Source organism: Collinsella sp. AM18-10, from assembly GCF_003471585.1.
Taxonomy (GTDB): domain Bacteria; phylum Actinomycetota; class Coriobacteriia; order Coriobacteriales; family Coriobacteriaceae; genus Collinsella.
The window spans coordinates 192,927-212,540 of the sequence record NZ_QRJO01000002.1 but is presented as its reverse complement, the minus strand read 5'-3'; the positions used below and the strand labels follow the sequence as shown (position 1 = coordinate 212,540).

Here is a 19,614-nt window from a genome sequence, read left to right as displayed (position 1 = left end):
CGAATGGGCGGGCTTACTGAACTTTGCTGGCGAACTCGAGGTATTGCATGCGCTGCAGCTTGTCGATCGTCGAGGCGTAGGGGCTGTCTTCCGATTCCAAGTCGTAGCGCAGCCCGTCGGCACCGAGATAGCCGGCGACATTGATGGTGGGCACATCTGACCTTGTCGCAAGCAGGGCCTTTTGGTAATTGGTGAGCGGGGCGCCGATCTTATTAAGGGTAATGGCTGCAATCTCGTTTGCCCCGACGGTGTCGTAGACGTTGAGCTCGGTATTGCCGGCGATCTCATAGTTAGCCCAGACGAGATATGTCGACTGATAGATACGGAAAGCGTGGCTTGCCGTATCTTCCTGAGGGTACAGCTCGTCGTTGAGAGTCGTTGCGGCGCTCGGCTGATGGTCGCCAAAAAAGACAAGAACAACCGGTCTGCCGATGTTGCGGAGCTCGTTGATAAAGTACTCGAGGTCCCGGTCGGATGCGTTGATGCAGGTGAGATAGGTGTTGAGCGCGCTGTTGGCGCCTTCGCTGGCTCCCTCGACCCAATAGTTTGTCAGCTCTTCGGCGGGAACGGTGCCATAGTCGTAGCCGCCGTGATTTTGCATCGTGACGTCAAAGATGAACTGCGGCGCTTCGTCGGTTCTAAGCAGGTCGAGTATCTTGTCGTAGGTGGCGTAGTCGCATACGCCGGCATGGTAATAGGGCGCACCTTCGAAATCGCCGATTGAAAGAAAGTCTCCAAAGCCCAGCTGCTGATAGATTTTATCTCGATGGTAGTTGACGGGGTTTTGCGGGTGCATAGCGGTAGTGGTATACCCAAGCTCTTTAAGGTCCTTTGCCAGGCTGTTTACGCCATTCATCTGATACAGCTGATAGGGGATCTTGCCTAATCCGACAAAGGCCGTTGTCGCTCCGGTCAAAAATTCGAATTCGGAGTTCGCCGTTCCGCCACCGGCGACCGAAGCGAGCATGGTGCCGCGAACAAGTGTGTCGGGAAGCGAGTTGTAGAATGCGGGGCCGGAGTACCCGGCCGCCTGGAGCTGCTCAAAGCACGAAAGGTCGCTAAAACTCTCGTTCATGACGGCAACAATCGTCGGCTTGATTTCATTGAACTGGGCAACGGCCGCCGCGCGCTGTTCGCTCGAGCCATATGTGCTGTCGTAGACGGCGGCGAGCTCCTGCTCGATGCTCTGCGCCTCATCGGGCGTATAGTCTTCGGGCTTCTCAATGGGCAACTCGTTGACCATTTCGGTGAACGAAGTGATAAAACCCTGAGACGCATACGTGGTGATGGGCTGCCAACGGTCAAATCCAAAATCCAGCGCCTGCTCCAAGTCGATGTTGGAAAAGCCTGAGAGCCCCACAACGGTCACTAGCAGAAAAGCACAGAGGTTAGCGGCGATAGCGGGGAAGACATGGGTGGGCGTACGGAGCTTTCGCGGTCGGATGAGCGAAAGAAGCCCCAGGGAAATCTCCAGCAGGGCGAGAGAGGTTACGATTCCGGCGGTAAAGGTAAACTCGTATCCCTTGCTCACTTCCATTGCGGTGCCAAGGGCCAAGATATCGCTTGGCAGGATGGCTTCGCCTTTAAACGTTATGACGAAGTGCTCGGCAATGCCAAGGACGCAACAGACGACGGGCACGAGAGCCATGACGCCTCCATGACGCTGTCCCAGCAAATAAAGGGAGAGCAGAACCGTCGCGAGCAGCCCGACGGAAAACCCGAATGAGTTGGCGGGAATGCGATAGAACGTTTCGTTGCAGGCAATTTCGAGTGAAACGAACGAGAGCGCTGAAACAGCGGCGATGACAAGGATGTCACGGCAAATACAGGCAACCGTTCCCGTCGCAAGGTCGGTTTGGTCGATAAGTCCCGAAACCAAGGGCTCGACAAGAAGCATGACGGCGGCAGCACCGAGCGCCGAATAAGAAAGGACCCATAGGGAGCTGCCCTCATTTACGAGCGATTGATTCGTAATCCATGCAGCTACCACGCCGAGCGGGATGAGGAGCGTCGCGCACCAAAAGACGCGGGCAATGGGTGGCTTTTCGTTGCGTTTGATTGAAAAATACACGCGCACGACGACGGCGGCCACGATAAGGACGGCGATGAATATGGGCAGATTGGCCATGTCGCTCGAAGTGATTTCAAGGGGGATATCTTCGGTCATGGACGTTCCTCTGGTACAGCAAATTAAGTTCAGTATTAGATTACTGTAACCTTTCCACGGCATTTCGAGAAACAAAGCGCCCGATACGCAAAGCTAAAGGTCTGCGAATCTTGTATTACGAACATCTGTGCGCGTCGAGTGCGCTAAACTCATCGGCAGTATGATTCGATGCAATAGGAGGCAAGGAGCTTCCATGTCTGATTCCTCTATCGTTATTCGCGGCGCCCGTGAGCACAACCTCCGTGATATCGATGTTTCCATTCCGCGTGACCAACTCGTGGTCATTACCGGTCTTTCTGGCTCGGGCAAGAGTTCGCTGGCATTTGACACTATCTATGCCGAGGGCCAGCGTCGATACGTCGAGAGTCTTTCGAGCTATGCGCGCCAGTTCTTGGGACAGATGGACAAACCCGACTTGGATTCAATCGACGGCCTTTCGCCGGCGGTGTCGATCGACCAAAAGACGACGTCTAAAAACCCTCGCTCGACGGTTGGCACCGTAACCGAGATTTATGACTATCTGCGCCTGCTGTTCGCCCGTGTGGGCACCCCGCACTGTCCCGAATGCGGCCGTGTCATTGAGCGCCAGACGACCGACCAGGTTGCCGACAAGGTCTTGACGGCGGGGGAGGGCCGCCGCGCGTTTGTGCTGGCACCGGTGGTGCGCGGGCGAAAAGGCGAGTACACCAAACTGTTTGAGGATCTTCGCGCCGAGGGCTTTAGCCGCGTGCGTGTCGACGGTGAAGTGCGCTCGCTCGACGATCAGATCGATCTGGACAAGAAGTTCAAGCACGATATCGAGGTCGTGGTCGACCGCATCGTGATCCGTGAGAACTCTCTGGGCCGTATCGCCGAGTCCGTTGAACAGGCGACTGCGCTGGCGCACGGCAATGTGAACGTATACTTGCTGCCCGACCGCGACGCTCCCGAGGGGACCGAAGGCGAGTTGCTGGAGTATTCGCTGGCGTTAGCGTGCCCGGAGCATGGACACTCCATCGATGACCTGCAGCCGCGTGATTTCTCGTTCAACGCGCCCTATGGCGCGTGCCCAGAGTGCGATGGCCTGGGCTTTAAGAAGACGGTCGATGCCGAGGCCCTAATCGAAGACCCCTCGAAGTCGATCGCCGACGGGGTTTTTGGCAGCCTGTTTGGCAACTCTAACTACTATCCGCAGATTTTCGCTGCGGTCTGCAAACACTTTAAGGTGAGCGTCGATACGCCGTGGGAGGATCTGCCTCCGCGGGTGCGTCGCGCGTTTTTAGACGGCATGGGCGACCAGAAGATTTCGGTCGACTATCAAAAGCTCGATGGGCGCCGCAGCCAGTGGGACACCAAGTTTTCGGGCGTGCGCAATATCCTGTACGAGCGCTATACCGAGACGACGAATGAGAACACCAAGGCGCGCTTGGAGAAGTACATCCGCGAGGAGCCGTGCTCGAGTTGCCATGGTGCTCGTCTGCGCCCCGAGATGCTCGCCGTTACCGTAGGCGGTAAGTCCATTTACGAGGTCTGCTGCCTATCGTGCCGCGAGTCGCTCGAGTTTTTTGAGGGCTTGGAGCTTACCGAGCGCCAACAATTTATCGGTGGGCGCATCGTCAAGGAAATCCTGGAGCGCTTGCGTTTTCTGGTCGATGTCGGACTCGACTATCTGACCCTCGATCGTGCCTCGGCGACGCTTTCCGGAGGCGAGGCCCAGCGCATTCGCCTGGCAACGCAGATCGGCGCCGGCCTCATGGGTGTGCTGTACATTTTGGACGAGCCATCGATTGGCCTCCATCAGCGCGATAACGAGCGCCTGATCAAGACGCTTGAGCGCCTACGCGATATCGGCAATACCGTCATCGTCGTCGAGCATGATGAGGATACGATTCGTGCTGCCGACTATGTGATCGACATGGGCCCCGGCGCGGGCGTGAACGGCGGACACGTAGTCGCGGCGGGAACGCCTGCCGATATCATGGCGTGTCCCGAGTCGATGACGGGCGCTTATCTGACCGGCAAACGAATGATCCGGGTTCCCGATGAACGCCGCAAGCCCGGTCGCGGCTGCCTTAAGATCACGGGCGCCCGCGCCAACAACCTCAAAAACGTTACCGCCAAGATTGAGTTCGGTACGCTTACGGTCGTTACCGGCGTGTCGGGATCGGGTAAGAGCTCCCTGGTTACCGACACTATCGCACCTGCCCTTACGAATGCCATTCACCGTTCGACGCGCCCTGTGGGTCCGTACAAAAAGCTCGAGGGTATCGAGTGCATCGATAAGGTGATCGACATTGACCAGTCGCCGATCGGCCGTACACCGCGTTCCAATCCCGCTACGTACATTGGCCTGTGGGATGATCTGCGCGCGCTGTTTGCGAGCACACCGGAGTCGAAGGCACGCGGCTACTCGCCGGGACGTTTCTCCTTCAACGTGAGTGGCGGGCGCTGTGAGGCGTGCAAGGGCGACGGACAAATTAAGATCGAGATGCACTTCCTTCCCGATATCTATGTCCCCTGTGAGGTCTGCGGCGGCAAACGCTATAACCGCGAGACGCTTGAGGTCACCTACCGTGGTAAGACCATCTCGGACGTGCTCGACATGAGCGTCACCGAGGCACTGGCCTTCTTTGGGAATATCCCGCAGATTAAGCGCAAGCTCCAGACGCTGTACGATGTAGGCTTGGGCTACGTGAGCCTGGGCCAGCCCGCTACGACGCTCTCGGGCGGCGAGGCGCAGCGTGTGAAGCTCGCCAAGGAGCTTCATCGACGCCAGACGGGCAAGACGTTCTATATTTTGGATGAGCCGACGACCGGCCTTCATTTTGAGGACGTCCGCCAGCTGCTCGATGTGCTGCAGCGCTTGGTCGATGCGGGCAACACGGTGCTGGTGATTGAACACAACCTTGATGTCATCAAGGTTGCCGACCGCCTGATCGATATGGGCCCCGAGGGCGGTAACGGCGGCGGAACCGTCGTGGTTTCGGGCACACCGGAGCAGGTTGCGGACTGTCCGCAGAGTTATACGGGCAAGTTTTTGGCGCCGTTGCTCAGGCGTGACCGGGAGCGTCAGGCTCAACTTGATGCTCAATAAATAGGCGATTCAGTTTATGGGCGCCATCGACTCCTTGTGATTCGATGGCGCTTGCTGTGTCGAAGTGACGTATGCAGCCGAATTGGACATATACTTAATCCTTGCGTCCGAATGCGAGGGAAAGGATATGCCATGGCAAAGGCTGTAAAGACGCCAAAAACCAATGCGATGCGCGAGCTGGAAAGCGCCGGCATTTCCTATGTTCTACATACGTACGAAGACGATGGTGATGAGTCGGCGGGCCTGGGGGTCGCGATTTCGGAGCAGCTTGGCGAGGAGCCCGGACAAGGATTTAAGACCTTGGTCTGCGTGACGCCGTCCAACGACCACGTCGTGTGCTGCATCCCTGTTGCCGACGAGCTCGATCTAAAGTCCGCCGCGCGTGCCGCGGGGGAGAAGTCCTTGGCCATGATGCATGTGAAGGATTTGCTTGCGGCGACTGGCTACGTTCGCGGCGGCTGCAGTCCGGTCGGTATGAAAAAACGCTACCGGACGCTCATTGATGAGACATGTGTCCTTTGGGATACCATTTTTATTTCGGGAGGCAAGCGTGGTTATCAGCTTGAGCTTGCACCCGATGATTTAATTGCATTTTGCGGGGCGACGGTCGCCCCGATTACGAGAGAGGACTGAGCGATGCCGCAGGAAGAATTGAAGTGCGGAGCTTATTTTGCAAAAGAATCTGCGCCTCAGACACCCTCATCCGAAGCTTCTTCGTCGCGAGACGACACTGACGACATGGGCTCGTCGGACTACTCCACGGTTGGTCGTTCCGCCGGGCTTATGACCATCCTGACCATCGTGTCTCGCGTCACCGGTTTTATCCGCACGTGGGCAATGGCGGCCGCTATCGGCATGTCGCTGCTCTCGTCTTCCTATCAGGTCGCCAACAACCTGCCCAATATGCTCTACGAACTCGTGATGGGCGGCATGCTCGTGACGGCGTTTTTGCCCGTGTATATGGGCGTGAGGCGTGAGCAGGGTCGCGAGGCCTCTAACGAGTACGTGGGCAACCTGCTCGGTATTCTGCTATTGGTGCTGGGTGGCATTTCGTTGCTGGGGACCGTGTTCGCTCCGGGCTTTATTTGGACGCAATCGTTCCTTTCGGGTGACGGCGGCAGCATGGATACCGCTGCGTTCATGTTCCGTTTCTTCGCCATCCAGATTCTGTTTTATGGTTTGGGCTCGGTGTTCTCGGGCGTTCTCAACGCACACCGCGACTACTTCTGGTCGACGTTTGCCCCGGTCCTCAACAATGTGATCGTCATTGCGAGCTTTATGGGCTTTGCGCCCGTGTCCGCACAGTTTGGCGAACGTGCCGGCATCATCTTGATTGCGGCCGGTACGACCCTCGGTGTCTTTGTTCAGATGGCATGTCAGATCCCCGCGCTTGGCAAGCACGGCGTGCATCCCCATATCCATATCGACTTTAAGGACCCCGCACTGCGCCAGACGATTGCGCTCGGTATCCCGACGCTGCTCGCCACGGTGTGCATGTTTGTCTCGACTTCTATCACCAACGCTGCTGCGCTGGTGGTCCAGCCCGAGACTGGTCCTTCCGTCATCGCCTATGCGCGCCTGTGGTACACGCTGCCCTACGCGCTGATTGCCGCCTCGCTTTCGACGGCGCTCTATACCGAGCTCTCTCACGACGCACAGGAGAAGGATTACGACAGCGTCCGCACGGGCATTTCGCGTGGCGTCGCCCAGATGCTGTTCTTCCTGATTCCATTCGCGCTGTACCTGATTGTCTTCGCGCGTCCGCTCAACATGATCTACTGCGCTGGCAAGTTCGATGAGTCCGGTGTGGCGCTGGTGTCGGAGTTCCTTATCTACCTGGCACTTTCCCTGCCGCTCTACGGCGTGGTCGTGCTGATGCAGAAGAGCTTCTCTGCCTTGCTCGACATGAAGCCCTATAGCCGCTATTGTCTGTATTCCGCCATCGGCCAGGCCGGCTCGGTTCTGCTGTTTGGCGTTGTGCTGGGCTTCGGTATGCCGGCAATCGCGCTTTCGTATGTCGTCGACTACGTGATCTTGGTCGGTTGCTCGCTGTGGTGGCTGCGTCGCCGCCTGCGTGGTCTTCAGGTTAAATCCATCCTGCATGGCGGTTTCTTTGGCCTTTTGCTCGGTGGCCTGGGTGCTGCCGCAGGCGCCGGCGTCATGTGGGCGCTTGAGCACTTTGTCGGGGCACTTGGCGGCTCGATTCTGATTACTCTTGGCTACGTTTGCGTTGCGGGTGTCGTCTCGCTTGCTGTTACCTTTGGCCTTGCCGTCATCCTTAAGATGCCCGAGGTCTCGGCGCTGCTTCGTCGCAAGTAGGTGCGCGTGGCCGGTCACGACAACATTCCAACGCTTGCCGAGCAGGTTTCGCGCGTTCCCACGCAGCCCGGCTGCTACCTTTGGAAAGACGCCAAGGGCGATGTCATCTACGTGGGCAAGGCGAAAAACCTGCGCGCTCGTATGCGTCAGTACGTGACGCTGCAGGACGAGCGCCAGAAGATCCCGCTTATGATGCAGCTGGTGGCGAGCTTTGACTATATCGTGGTGGAGACCGAGCACGAGGCGTTGGTGCTCGAGCGCAATTTGATTGGTCAGTACCATCCGTACTTTAACGTCGACCTCAAGGATGACAAGAGCTACCCCTTTATCGCCATTACAAAGGGCGACCTGTATCCCGCTATCAAATACACGCGTGAGCGTCATAAGCCGGGAACGCGCTATTTTGGACCTTATACCGATAGCCGCGCGGCACGTGAGACGATAGATACGCTGCGCAAGGTTATCCCCATCTGCTCCGCATCCTGTGCGGAGTGGCGTCGTTGTCGCCGTATCGTCGAGTCCCACAAGGGCGAGGAAGACATCGTCAATATGATTTGCGCGCAAAACGGGCGCCCCTGCTTTGACTACCATGTCGGGCGCGGCCCGGGTGCGTGTGTCGGCGCGATTTCCCCGGCAGACTATGCCAAGAACGTCAAGCGTGTCGAGCGCTTTTTGTCGGGCCATCGCAAGGATGTCGTCGATGAGCTGACCTCCGAGATGACGGATGCCGCTGAGGCGCTCGACTTTGAGCGCGCGGCACGCGTCAAACGTCGTTTGGAGGTCATCAGGGGTCTGGACGATCGTCAGCAAGTCGTTTTTCCCTCCAGTGTCGATATAGATGTCATCGGTTTCTATCGCGAGGAGACCATCTCCGCCGCTTGTGTCTTCGTCGTTCGCGAGGGCCGAACAGTTCGCACCTGCGAGTTCATTCTCGACAAGGGTCTTGATGCTGACGAGGAAGAGCTCCAGTCGGGCTTTCTTAAGCGCTATTACGACGAGACGGCTGATATTCCAGCTGAGGTCAACCTTTCCGTCGAGCTTGAGGATGCGGAGGCGCTGGGGGAGTGGCTTGCGGGCAAGCGTGAGCGTTCCTGCCATCTCCATAGGCCGCAGCGTGGCGAAAAGCACCGTCTGCTCGATATGGCATCCAAAAATGCGCGCCATGCCCTCATGCGCTACATGATGCGAACGGGGTACGCTGACGACCGCACCAATCAAGCGCTCCTGGAGCTCGAAAGTGCGTTGGCGCTGCCATCGCCGCCGTTGCGTATCGAGTGCTTCGATATCTCTACACTGCATGGCACCTTTACGGTCGCCTCGATGGTGGTGTTTACCAACGGGCGCGCCGACAAGAGTCAGTATCGTCGTTTTAAAATTCAGGCCGAATTGGACGAGGCAAACGACTTCGTGTCGATGTCCGAGGTTTTGGGACGACGTTATGCTCCCGAGCGTATGGCCGACGAGCGCTTTGGCTCGCGCCCCGATTTGCTCGTTGTCGATGGCGGTAAGCCGCAATTGACCGCTGCGATCAAGCAACTTGAGGCTCTTGGGCTCGATATACCAGTTTGTGGCTTGGCAAAGGCCGATGAGGAGGTTTTCGTGCCTTGGGACGAGACTCCAGTCGTGCTGCCGACCGGGTCCGCGTCGCTCTATCTAATTAAACAGGTGCGCGATGAATCGCACCGTTTTGCCATCACGTTCCATCGCGAATTGCGCGATAAAGCCATGACGGTTTCGGTACTCGATGACGTTCCAGGCGTGGGACCCACCAGAAAACGTGCCCTTATGCGCCATTTTGGCTCGATGAAGCGTTTGCGCGCGGCGAGCGAGCAAGAGATCGCGGAAGTTCGAGGCGTTCCTGCCGATGTCGCCAAAGCGGTTCACGAGGCGCTCGTTGCATGGAATGCCGAGCGCGCCGAGGCGGCGGCAAAGCAATCCGAAAACTAAACACGCCTCTAAACAACTGATATACATGATTGCGTGATTTTCAATCATTTATTTCACGGCGATTACCAGCCGATTTCGGGTTTAATTAACGCTAAAACGTTTGACTAGCCATGGTGAACAACCCTGCTATCCAGCGGGTTGACGAAGACTGATATCTCACCTCGTCGATACATACTGTCTGGCGAATCGTTTGTCAATGAATTCGGTGAACGGTAGTAAATACCGTTCAAGCGTATGTATGTATCGGTCGCCGAGCGCGGCACCTCAGTTGGGTTAGTCGGTAGGTAAGGTATATATCGTCCGCAAGTTGCGCGGGGGCACGTCTAGGCGCTCCCGGGTAAGATTCTCTATTGATAGGAGAAGACATGGCCATCATCAACAAGGGTATGTCCAGGCGTTCGTTCCTCGGCCTCACCGGCAGCGTCGCTGCTGTCGCAGGGCTTGGTCTCACCGGCTGCGGTGGCAGCTCTAGCGACGAGGGTTCCGCTTCCGGTTCCACCGATTCCGCCAACCGTGGCGGCGGCGTGATCACCGCTGGTTCCGCTTACGCTCCGTCCAGCTTCGATCCCGCCAGCACCGGCTCCGCTGTGGGCCTGGGTGCTAACTGGCACGTCGTCGAGGGCCTCTACGGCATCGATTACCACGACTACAGCACCTTCAACGAGCTCGCCACCGACGATCCCAAGTCTGTGGACGACACCACTTTCGAGGTCACCATCCGCAAGGGCGCCAAGTTTTCCGATGGCACCGAGGTCACCGCTGACGATGTCGTTGCCTCCTACACCGCTTGCGCCGCTTCCGCTACCTATGCTCCGTTCTTCCAGCCCTTCGAGTCCATCGAGGCCAAGGACGCCAGCACCGTGACGGTCAAGACCAAGGTCCCCAACTTCTCCCTGCTCAAGGATCGTCTGGCCATCGTCCGCGTTACCCCGGCCACCCAGACCGAGGAGGATCGCGCCAAGCAGCCGATCGGCTCCGGCCCCTGGATGTACGACTCTATCTCCGATACCGAGATCACCCTGGTTCCCAACCCCGAGTACAACGGTGAGTATGCTGCCGAGGATAAGAAGATCCAGTACAGCATCCTGACCGACCCCACCGCTCGCGTTACCGCTCAGCAGGAGGGCTCCACGCTCGTTATGGAGCTCGTTACCGCTGACGCCGTCGACCAGCTCGAGAGCGCCGGCTGCAAGATCGATAACGTTCAGGGTTTCGGCACCCGCTTCATCATGTTCAACGTCGCCAAGGAGCCTTGGAACAACGTCAAGGTCCGTCAGGCTGTCATGTATGCGCTCGACACCGAGAAGATGGTCAGCAACACCTTCGCCGGCCTTGCCACCGCTGCCAGCTGCTACCTGCCCAAGAGCTTCACCAACTATCATGAGGCTTCCACGGTGTACAAGACCGACGCCAAGAAGGCTAAGAAGCTCATCGAGGAGTCTGGCATCACCCCGGGTGCCATCACCCTGCGCACCACCGACAACGAGCAGATTAAGGGCATGGCCGCCCAGGTCAAGAACGACCTCGACGCTCTCGGCTTCGATGTGACCATCCAGACCGATACCTCGCCGGCCACCTACGCTGCCATCGACGGCGGCGAGGCCTACGATATCCTCCTTGCCCCTGGCGATCCTTCCTGCTTCGGCGCCGACCCCGACCTGCTGCTCAACTGGTGGTACGGCGACAACGTCTGGATGCAGACCCGTTGCCCGTGGAAGGAGTCCGCTGAGTGGCAGAAGCTCCACAGTCTCATGGACGAGGCTCTTGCCGCCGAGGGCGACGAGCAGCAGAAGAAGTGGAACGAGTGCTTCGACATCATTGCCGACAACGCCGTTCTGTACCCCGTTGTCCACGTCAAGACCGTCTCCGCTTCCTGGGACGATCCGTCCACTGCGCCCAACGGCGAGGCCCTCGATGGCTTCAAGGGCATCGGCACGACGAGCATGTCCTTCAGGGGCGTTGCGACCGTCAAGGCGTAAGACTCGCTTGAGTCTGTATGCAGGATGTCGGTCGTTGGGACCGTATCCTCATAGTTGAAACAAAGACCCGGGCGGCAACGATGTCGCTCGGGTCTTGTAATGAGTATCCGTACTCATATACCAGTTGGTCCTACCGACAAAAGAAAGGGGAGAGAACGTGAACAACTTGCTACGTTTGATTGGAAGGCGTCTTGTGGCGCTGCCGATCATGGCATTGGGCGTCACCGTCCTGGTGTTCTTCCTTATGTCGTTCTCCAAGACCGACCCCGCCTACACGGCGTTGGGTGACGGTGCCTCGCCCGAGGCGGTTGCCGAGTACCATGAGAAGTATGGTCTGGACGACCCCTGGCCCGTGCGCTACGTGCGCTATATGGGCGATTTGATCCATGGCGACATGGGCACCTATGGTGCTGCTCGCAACTCCGTTGCCAAGCGCATCTCCACGGCCCTGCCCGTCACGATGCAGCTGACCTTCATCGGCCTTGCCATCGGTGCGGTCGTTTCGTTTTTACTCGGCGTCATCGCGGCACTGTATCGCGACAAATGGCCGGATCAAGTGATCCGCGTCTTTTCCATCGCCGGCTTGGCAACCCCGTCGTTCTGGCTTGCCGTTCTGTTGATCCTGCTGTTCTCTTCCTACCTTAAGGTGCTTCCGGCATCGGGTGCTCTGCCTCACTTCACCACGAATCCGGTTGGCTATCTGGGACGTATGATCATGCCCGCCATCGCCTTGGCATTTCCGCTGACGGGCCAGATGACTCGTATCGTGCGTACCGCCATGGTCGAGGAGCTCGACAAGGACTATGTCCGTATGGCTCGCGGCGCCGGCGTTCCCGAGAAGGTCGTCGTCGGCATCAACGTACTTCGCAATGCGCTGATCACCCCGGTCACCACCCTCGGTCTTAAGATCGGCTACCTCATGGGCGGCGCCGTCGTCATCGAGGTTATCTTCAACCTCCCCGGCATGGGCACCGCGATCCTGCAGGGCGTTCAGGGCAACGAGGCGAACCTGGTTCAGGGCGTCGTCATCGTCGTTGCTCTTGCCTTCATCATCATCAACATCGTGGTTGACATGCTCTACCTGCTCATCAACCCGCGCATCAGGACGGTGTAGATTATGGTAAAGATTCGAGAGAAGCAAACCGAGCAGCTCGAGAAGGCTGCCTCCAAGGGGCTCAAGCTCGGTGGCTGGAAGAAGATGACGCTGTCTTCCAAGATTGCCGCCGTCGTGCTGGTGCTGGTCGCCCTGACCGCGATTCTGGCGCCCCTCCTTGCCCCCTATAGCCCGGTCGAGATCTTTACGGCTCGCCAGGCTCCCGGCAACGGATTTATCTTCGGTACCGACGATAAGGGTCGCGACATTCTGTCGCGTATGCTCTACGGTGGCCGTTACTCGCTGATCATCGGCTTTGGCGCCACTGCCATGGCTCTGGTCTGCGGCTCGGTCGTGGGCGCCCTTGCGGCGGTTTCGCGCAAGGCCGTTTCCGAGACGATCATGCGTATCCTGGACATCATCATGTCCATCCCGGGCATCGCCCTCGCGGCCGTCTTCGTCTCCATCCTGGGCAACTCCGTGCCGTCGATCATCTTCGCCATCGGCTTTATGTACACTCCGCAGATTGCCCGTATCGTGCGCGCCAACATCGTGTCCGAGTACGGCGAGGACTATGTCCGCGCGGTCATCGTTTCCGGCGCCAAGGCTCCGTGGATTTTGATCAAGCATGTTCTGCGTAACTGCATCGCCCCGATCATGGTCTTCACCGTTACCCTGGTCGCCGACGCCATCATCTTCGAGGCCTCGCTGACCTTCATCGGCGCTGGTATCCAGGAGCCCACCGCTACCTGGGGCAACATCCTCGCCGACGCCCGCGGCGGCGTGCTCGCCGGCCGTTGGTGGCAGGCGCTGTTCCCGGGCCTGGCCATCATGATCACCTGCCTGGCGCTCAACATCCTCTCCGAGGGCATTACCGACGCCATGGCCGCTGCTCCCTCCGCCGCCCTGGATCCGACCGATTCCTCCAAGCGTCGCGAGGCCGACCTGCTGGTCTCCGACCCCGTTCGCGCCTACAAGGAGCAGGCCCAGTCCCTCTCCGCTCGCCTTGGCGCCCTGCGCGATGTCGAGCTCAAGCGTGACGATCGCCATGTGCCCGACGAGTCTGTCGAACCGATTCTCTCGGTCCGTGACTTCTGCATTCAGTTTGAGCATCACGGCGATATCAACGTCGTCGACCATGTCAACTTTGACGTCCGTCCTGGTCAGACCATGGGCCTGGTGGGCGAGTCCGGTTGCGGTAAGTCCATCACCACGCTGGCCATCATGGGCCTGACCGACGATGACGAGCACCTTTCCGGCGAGGTCCTCTGGGAGGGCCGCGACCTGCTCAAGATGAGCAAGAAGGAGTGGTTCGGCCTGCGCGGTACCGATATCGCTATGGTCTATCAGGACGCCCTGTCCTCGCTCAACCCCTCCATGCTCATCTCTGCCCAGATGAAGCAGCTCACCAAGCGCGGCGGCACCCGCAGCGCCGAGGAACTCCTGGAGCTCGTGGGCCTCGACCCCAAGCGTACGCTCGAGAGCTACCCGCATGAGCTTTCCGGTGGCCAGCGTCAGCGTGTCCTGATCGCTATGGCCCTTACCCGCGACCCCAAGCTGGTCATCTGCGACGAGCCCACGACCGCTCTGGACGTTACCGTCCAGAAGCAGGTCATCAAGCTGCTCAACGACCTTCAGGCCAAGCTCGGCTTTGCCATGATCTTCGTCTCGCATGACTTGGCGCTGGTCGCCGAGGTCGCCCATAACATCACGGTTATGTACGCCGGTCAGGTTATCGAGCAGGCGCCCACCAAGGAGCTGCTCACTAACCCGATCCACGAGTACACCCGCGGTCTTCTGGGCTCCGTTCTGTCCATCGAGAGCGGTTCGGGCCGTCTGCACCAGGTGCCCGGCGCCGTTCCGAGCCCGCGCGATTTCCCCAAGGGCGATCGCTTCGCGCCCCGCTCGAGCCATCCGCGCATTGGCCTGGACACCCGTCCGGTCTTCAAGCGCGTGCCCGGCACCGAGCACTTCTATTCCGAGCTCCCCGACGAGGTGCTCAAGGCAAATGGTTTGACCCCTCACGCGGAGGTGATGTAGATGAGCGAGACCGCAGTCAACGGCGTCGAGCCGATCATCTTCCTTGATGACGTCCACGTCACCTTTAGGACCCGTACCGGCTCGATTCTGCACCCCAACCTGGTTCACGCCGTCCAGGGTGTAACGATTAAGCTCATGCCCGGTCAGACGATCGGTATCGTCGGCGAGTCCGGTTGCGGTAAGTCCACCACCGCCAACGTCATGTGCGGCCTGCAGGCCCCCACGAGCGGCAAGGTCTACTTTAAGGGCAAGGACGTAACCAAGCGTACCGCCGAGGACCGTCGCCACATGGGCCGTGTCATCTCGGTCGTGTTCCAGAATCCGGCTACGGCGCTCAATCCCCGCATGGTCGTTCGCGAGCAGCTGCTCGACCCCATGCGCGTCCACAACCTGGGTACCGAGGCCGAGCAGGAGAAGCGCGTCAAGGAGCTCCTGGAGCTCACCGGTCTGCCCAGCTCCGCCGCCGAGGTTCTTCCCGGCCAGCTTTCGGGCGGCCAGCGCCAGCGCGTCGCAATTGCCCGTGCCCTGTCGTTGAACCCCGATGCCATCATCGCCGACGAGCCCACCTCGGCTCTGGACGTTTCGGTTCGCGCGCAGATTCTGAACCTGCTGACCGACCTTAAGAAGGAGCTCGGCCTGGCCATGGTGTTCATCAGCCATGACATCCAGACGGTCCGCTATATCTCTGACGACATCATCGTTATGAATGGCGGCAAGATCGTCGAGCAGGGCGAGGCCAAGCAGGTCTTCCAGCACCCTCAGGACCCCTACACCAAGATGCTGCTCGGTGCTGCGCCGTCGCTGCTGCATCCCAAGCTCGGCGAGTAGCCTCGCTTTCCCTCCCGTACGCCCGGTTCCCTTGCCGGGCGCACCTCCGTTGCGATTTCGAAAGGTTGGGTTCACGAGCCATGCCAAGTGCTCAGGAGCTACAACAGCAATTTGGTGGGTATCGGGGCGCCATGCCCCGTCCATCAGATTTCGATCTCTTTTGGAAGGACCGCATGGCCGAGGCCGACGCCGTCGGGCTTGACTATGCGATCGAGACGGCATCGGTCACCGATGCCGTGACCTGCCAGCTTTTCGACCTTTGGTATACCGGCATGTGTGGCGCTCGCCTGCATGCCAAGTACCTTAAACCCGTCTCGGACGAGCCCGTGCCATTGGTACTTCAGTTCCATGGATATCCGGGTGCAAGCCGCAGCTGGTTTGAGCAGGCGTCGTTTGCGGGCATGGGCATGGCACTCATCGCCCTCGACTGCCCCGGTCAAGGAGGTCCCTCCGAGGACATTGGTGGATTTGAGGGCACAACGGTCGCGGGCCATATCGTCGCCGGTATCGACGGCGACCCGGCCAACCTCTACTATGTCCGCTTGCACCAAGATATTCGCATCCTGTGTCGCATCGTTCGCGAGCTCGAGGGCATCAATCTTGCCCGTGTGTTTGTGAACGGCGCGTCGCAGGGCGGCGGTTTGGGCATTGCGACCTGTGCACTTAACAGCGAGCTTATCAATCGCGCCGCCATCCTCTATCCCTTCCTGTCGGATTTCCGCCTGGTCTGGGACTTGGATGCCGACGACATTGCCTACGAGGGCCTGCGCTATTGGTCTCGCTGGTTTGACGAGGACTCGACTCGTATCGACGAAGCCTATGCCAAGCTGGCGTACTTCGATTCCAAGAACTTTGCCCCTATGGTCAAATGCCCCGTGCTGTTTGGCACCGGCACAGCCGATACCGTCTGTCCGCCAGCGACGCAGTTTGCGGTCTATAACAACCTGACCTGTGAAAAGCGTCATGAGTTCTTTGAAGGCTTTGGCCACGAGGAGATTCAGGATTTTGACGATCTGATCATTCCGTTTTTCTGCAAGGGAGGGGAGGCTCATGTCTAAGTGCGAGAGCAATGTCGGCGAGCTGATTGTCCCCGACCTTGTGGGGATTCCCGGGACGGTTTCGTCAAGGCTCTCTGAATATCGGGACTGGCACGGTGATGTTCAGGCAGATGTTTCTGATTTGGAGACATGTGCTTCGAATCTTGAGATTCAAGGCCTGGCCATTACGGCGATTGACTTTGTTAACCCCTGCGCCCGTTACTCGGAGGTCTCCTTTGAGCTCGGTGACGATGCGATTCACGCTCGTTTGATCGAGCCTGTCGGTCGTGCCCGGGTTTCTGAGCGCGTGCCGCTGTGCCTGATGTTCCACGACATCGATCGGCCTGTGCGCGGCTGGCATCACATGACGAGATTTGCGGCCATGGGATATGCCGTGCTTGCGCTGGACGATGAGGCGATTGGACCCAGCGATCTGCGACAGGGGATTACCTCGCCTGCTTTTGTCAGGCGCGTCCGTTGGGGCTGCGCGTTGGCGGAGGTCGCGCGCAATCTTGATGGCATGGACCCCGACCGCATCTTTGCATGGGGCGAGGGGCTTGGCGGCGGAGTCGCGCTGGCGGTTTCTGCTCTGGACGAGCGGGGCCTCGCCTGCACGGCGGTTGCCAATCCAATTCCCGGTGGCCTCGAGGCGTTGTCGTCTCGGGTGCGTGGATCGGTGCTCATGGGCACATCGCTCATGGATGCCGTGAGTGATCCCAAGGGCCAGTTTGCCGTATTCAACGGTCTTGAGTGTGACCGGAGGCATATCATCTATGCCAAATACGCTCATGAGCGCATCAACGCGTTCGAAAACGAAGTCATCGACTTTTTTAACCAAACGTTCTACCCGTGTTCTTTGGCCTAGACGGCCTGGACACTGCCAACAAGAGTGGGTGGCATAGGGCCGCCCGCCAGACAACTAAGGAGATTCTTGTGGCAACTCAGAAATTCACCGGCGTTATCCCTCCCGTCGTTGTTCCCGATACCGAAGATCACCAGCTCGACGTTGCCTCCTTTGAGCGCAGCATCAACCGCATGATCGATGCCGGCGTCGATGGCCTGTTCTTCCTGGGCTCTTCGGGCGAGGTCGTTTTCTCCACCGATGAGCGTCGTCGCCAGATCATCGCCGAGGCCGTTCGTATCGTCGACCACCGCGTGCCCGTCCTGGTCGGCATCATCGATACCGAGACCGAGCGCATGATCGAGCACGGTAAGGTCGCTCAGGAGCTGGGCGCCGATGCGCTTGTCGCCACCTGCCCGTTCTATGCCCTGCAGGGCATGACCGAGGTCGAGGAGCACTTCCGCATCCTGCACGAGGAGCTCGACCTGCCCATCTTTGCCTATGACATTCCCGTCTGCGTTCACACCAAGCTCCCCTGGAAGCTCCTTGCCAAGCTCGGCGCCGAGGGCGTCCTTGCTGGCGTCAAGGATTCCTCGGGTGATGACATCTCGTTCCGCTATCTCGTTCAGGAGAACGAGAAGAACGGCCATCCGATGAGCATCCTCACCGGTCACGAGGTTGTTGTCGACGGCGCTTACCTCGGTGGCGCCGACGGTTCCGTCCCGGGTCTCGCCAACGTTGAGCCCGAGGGCTACGTTCGTCAGTGGAAGGCCGCTCAAGCCGGTGACTGGGCTACCGTCAAGGCCGAGCAGGATCGCCTCAATGAGATTTCGCACATCTGGGATGTCACCTCGGGCGTCCAGGGCTATGCCGGTGGCGTCGGCGCCTTCAAGACCGCTATGAACCTCATGGGCATCTTCGACAGCCCGACCATGCCGCGCCCGGTGAAGGCCATGACCGGCGAGAACGTTGAGGCTATTAAGAAGGTCCTCCAGGACAACGGTCTCCTGTAAAGCTTTCCCAGGCACCCGACCTCGCCGTTCAACCGTGTGGCCATGACCCATTCGGTCAATGGCCACACGGTTTCTCGGCGATCTTGGGCACCTGGATAACCTTTACTGCGCTGTGACGGCTAGCCTGACGGCGCATTTCCTGTAGTTGTTTTTATCTCCGAAGGAGAGCGACATGGAGAACAAGTACGTCTGCTCTGTCGATATCGGCGGAACTAAGATTGCGACTGCCATCATGGAGTACCCGGCTGACGGTAGTGTGCCCCATCCCGTTTTTGAGGCCGAGGTTCCCACGGAGGCCCAAGAGGGCGGCGAGGCCGTCTTCCAGCGTATTGAGGCGTCCATCAAGGCTGCTCTCGAGGCGAATCCCGATGTCGAGGTCCTTGGCGTCGGTATCGGTGCCGCCGGCGTCGTCGATCCCAAGACGGGCGCCATCGCGTATGCCAATGAGATCATGCCCGGCTGGTCCGGCGTTCAGTTGGGGCCGCGTCTGCGTGAGGATCTCGGTCTTCCCGTTGCCGTTGTAGGCGACGTGCAGGCTCATGCTCTGGGCGAGGCCCACTGGGGCGTCGGCAAGGGCAAGTTCTCCGTCTTGTGTCTTGGCATCGGTACGGGCATTGGCGGCGCATATGTCGAGAACGGCCGCGTGATGCAGGGCTTCCATGGTGCTGCTGGCCATATGGGCCACATCGAGTGCTCGGCTGCCGCCGGCATTCCCTGCGCCTGCGGGCGTTCCGGCCATCTTGAGTCTGTCGCTTCGGGCACTTCCATTGGTCGTATGTACGATGAGCGCTTTGGCCGCGTCGACCCCAGCCGTCCTTCGGTCGGTCGCGATGTGAACGACCTGTGCCGCGCGGGCGACGCAAAGGCAACCGAGGTCATCCATGACGCCGGCTTTGCGTTGGGTGCCAGCTTGGGCTCGCTCGCTAACATCCTGGACCCTGAGGTCATCGTGCTTTCGGGCGGTGTGATTCACCAAGGTCCCGATTGGCGTTCGCAGACGTGGAAGGATTCGGTGCACGAGGGCTATGCCAGCCAGGCGCTCGATCCGCTTCAGGACACGCCGATCCTCATCGGTTCTCTGGAGGGCGACGCGCCGCTCATCGGCGCCGCCGAACACCTTCTTGCGTCGTTGAAGTAAACATAACTACCAAGTGCGCCTTCTGAGGTGCCGCAGATTGACGTGAAAGAGGAGCGAAGCGTACTTCGGTACGCGAGCGACGGTTTGAACGTCAAGGTGCGGTGTCTCAGAAGGCTGTTTTGAGAAAGGTTGAGTCGAA

The 19,614-nt window shown here is 59.1% G+C and carries 13 protein-coding genes; 12 read left to right on the top strand and 1 reads right to left on the bottom strand.

What is annotated here, in order from left to right; all coding sequences use genetic code 11:
• Positions 1-13: 13 nt before the first annotated feature.
• Positions 14-2,167: an LTA synthase family protein gene (locus DW211_RS02990; RefSeq protein ID WP_158568472.1), complete on the bottom strand. Its 2,154-nt coding sequence runs from the start codon at positions 2,165-2,167 to the stop codon at positions 14-16.
• 193 nt (positions 2,168-2,360) lie between these two features.
• Here DW211_RS02990 and uvrA point away from each other — a divergent pair, with 193 nt between their 5' ends.
• From uvrA to DW211_RS02930, 12 genes are all read left to right on the top strand, one after another.
• The gene (gene uvrA / locus DW211_RS02985; RefSeq protein WP_118259106.1) at positions 2,361-5,240 is read left to right on the top strand and encodes an excinuclease ABC subunit UvrA; all 2,880 of its coding nucleotides are present in this window, start codon (positions 2,361-2,363) and stop codon (positions 5,238-5,240) included.
• 132 nt (positions 5,241-5,372) lie between these two features.
• Positions 5,373-5,873 carry a Cys-tRNA(Pro) deacylase gene (ybaK, locus tag DW211_RS02980; protein ID WP_089573609.1) on the top strand — a complete coding sequence of 167 codons (501 nt, stop codon included), beginning with the start codon at positions 5,373-5,375 and terminating at the stop codon, positions 5,871-5,873.
• Between the two features lie 105 nt (positions 5,874-5,978).
• Entirely contained in the window at positions 5,979-7,559 is a 1,581-nt protein-coding gene (gene murJ / locus DW211_RS02975; protein ID WP_118259105.1) for a murein biosynthesis integral membrane protein MurJ, read from the top strand.
• A gap of 6 nt (positions 7,560-7,565) precedes the next feature.
• Positions 7,566-9,506: an excinuclease ABC subunit UvrC gene (gene uvrC / locus DW211_RS02970; protein WP_369832368.1), complete on the top strand. Its 1,941-nt coding sequence runs from the start codon at positions 7,566-7,568 to the stop codon at positions 9,504-9,506.
• 365 nt (positions 9,507-9,871) lie between these two features.
• A complete protein-coding gene (locus DW211_RS02965) occupies positions 9,872-11,485 on the top strand; it encodes an ABC transporter substrate-binding protein (protein ID WP_117647497.1) in 1,614 nt (537 codons plus the stop codon).
• Positions 11,486-11,642: 157 nt separating this feature from the next.
• The gene (locus DW211_RS02960) at positions 11,643-12,599 is read left to right on the top strand and encodes an ABC transporter permease (protein WP_035138896.1); all 957 of its coding nucleotides are present in this window, start codon (positions 11,643-11,645) and stop codon (positions 12,597-12,599) included.
• Between the two features lie 3 nt (positions 12,600-12,602).
• Entirely contained in the window at positions 12,603-14,618 is a 2,016-nt protein-coding gene (locus DW211_RS02955; RefSeq protein ID WP_035138893.1) for a dipeptide/oligopeptide/nickel ABC transporter permease/ATP-binding protein, read from the top strand.
• Positions 14,619-15,446 carry an ABC transporter ATP-binding protein gene (locus DW211_RS02950; RefSeq protein ID WP_006236159.1) on the top strand — a complete coding sequence of 276 codons (828 nt, stop codon included), beginning with the start codon at positions 14,619-14,621 and terminating at the stop codon, positions 15,444-15,446.
• 80 nt (positions 15,447-15,526) lie between these two features.
• A complete protein-coding gene (locus DW211_RS02945; protein ID WP_089573613.1) occupies positions 15,527-16,504 on the top strand; it encodes an acetylxylan esterase in 978 nt (325 codons plus the stop codon).
• A complete protein-coding gene (locus tag DW211_RS02940) occupies positions 16,497-17,348 on the top strand; it encodes an acetylxylan esterase (protein WP_118259101.1) in 852 nt (283 codons plus the stop codon). Before DW211_RS02945 ends, DW211_RS02940 begins: the two co-directional genes overlap by 8 nt.
• A gap of 68 nt (positions 17,349-17,416) precedes the next feature.
• A complete protein-coding gene (locus DW211_RS02935) occupies positions 17,417-18,337 on the top strand; it encodes a dihydrodipicolinate synthase family protein (RefSeq protein ID WP_035138887.1) in 921 nt (306 codons plus the stop codon).
• Positions 18,338-18,509: 172 nt separating this feature from the next.
• Complete coding sequence (locus DW211_RS02930) at positions 18,510-19,475, top strand: ROK family protein (protein ID WP_022094876.1); 966 nt, start codon at positions 18,510-18,512, stop codon at positions 19,473-19,475.
• The last annotated feature ends 139 nt before the right edge of the window (positions 19,476-19,614 follow it).

Excerpts from the sequence above, each read along its gene's own strand:
- DW211_RS02955 (WP_035138893.1), top strand. The coding sequence starts at position 12,603 with ATGGTAAAGATTCGAGAGAAGCAAACCGAGCAGCTCGAGAAGGCTGCC.
- DW211_RS02950 (WP_006236159.1), top strand. The coding sequence starts at position 14,619 with ATGAGCGAGACCGCAGTCAACGGCGTCGAGCCGATCATCTTCCTTGAT.
- DW211_RS02990 (WP_158568472.1), bottom strand. The coding sequence starts at position 2,167 with ATGACCGAAGATATCCCCCTTGAAATCACTTCGAGCGACATGGCCAAT.
- DW211_RS02930 (WP_022094876.1), top strand. The coding sequence starts at position 18,510 with ATGGAGAACAAGTACGTCTGCTCTGTCGATATCGGCGGAACTAAGATT.
- DW211_RS02940 (WP_118259101.1), top strand. The coding sequence starts at position 16,497 with ATGTCTAAGTGCGAGAGCAATGTCGGCGAGCTGATTGTCCCCGACCTT.
- DW211_RS02945 (WP_089573613.1), top strand. The coding sequence starts at position 15,527 with ATGCCAAGTGCTCAGGAGCTACAACAGCAATTTGGTGGGTATCGGGGC.
- murJ (WP_118259105.1), top strand. The coding sequence starts at position 5,979 with ATGGGCTCGTCGGACTACTCCACGGTTGGTCGTTCCGCCGGGCTTATG.
- ybaK (WP_089573609.1), top strand. The coding sequence starts at position 5,373 with ATGGCAAAGGCTGTAAAGACGCCAAAAACCAATGCGATGCGCGAGCTG.
- DW211_RS02965 (WP_117647497.1), top strand. The coding sequence starts at position 9,872 with ATGGCCATCATCAACAAGGGTATGTCCAGGCGTTCGTTCCTCGGCCTC.
- uvrA (WP_118259106.1), top strand. The coding sequence starts at position 2,361 with ATGTCTGATTCCTCTATCGTTATTCGCGGCGCCCGTGAGCACAACCTC.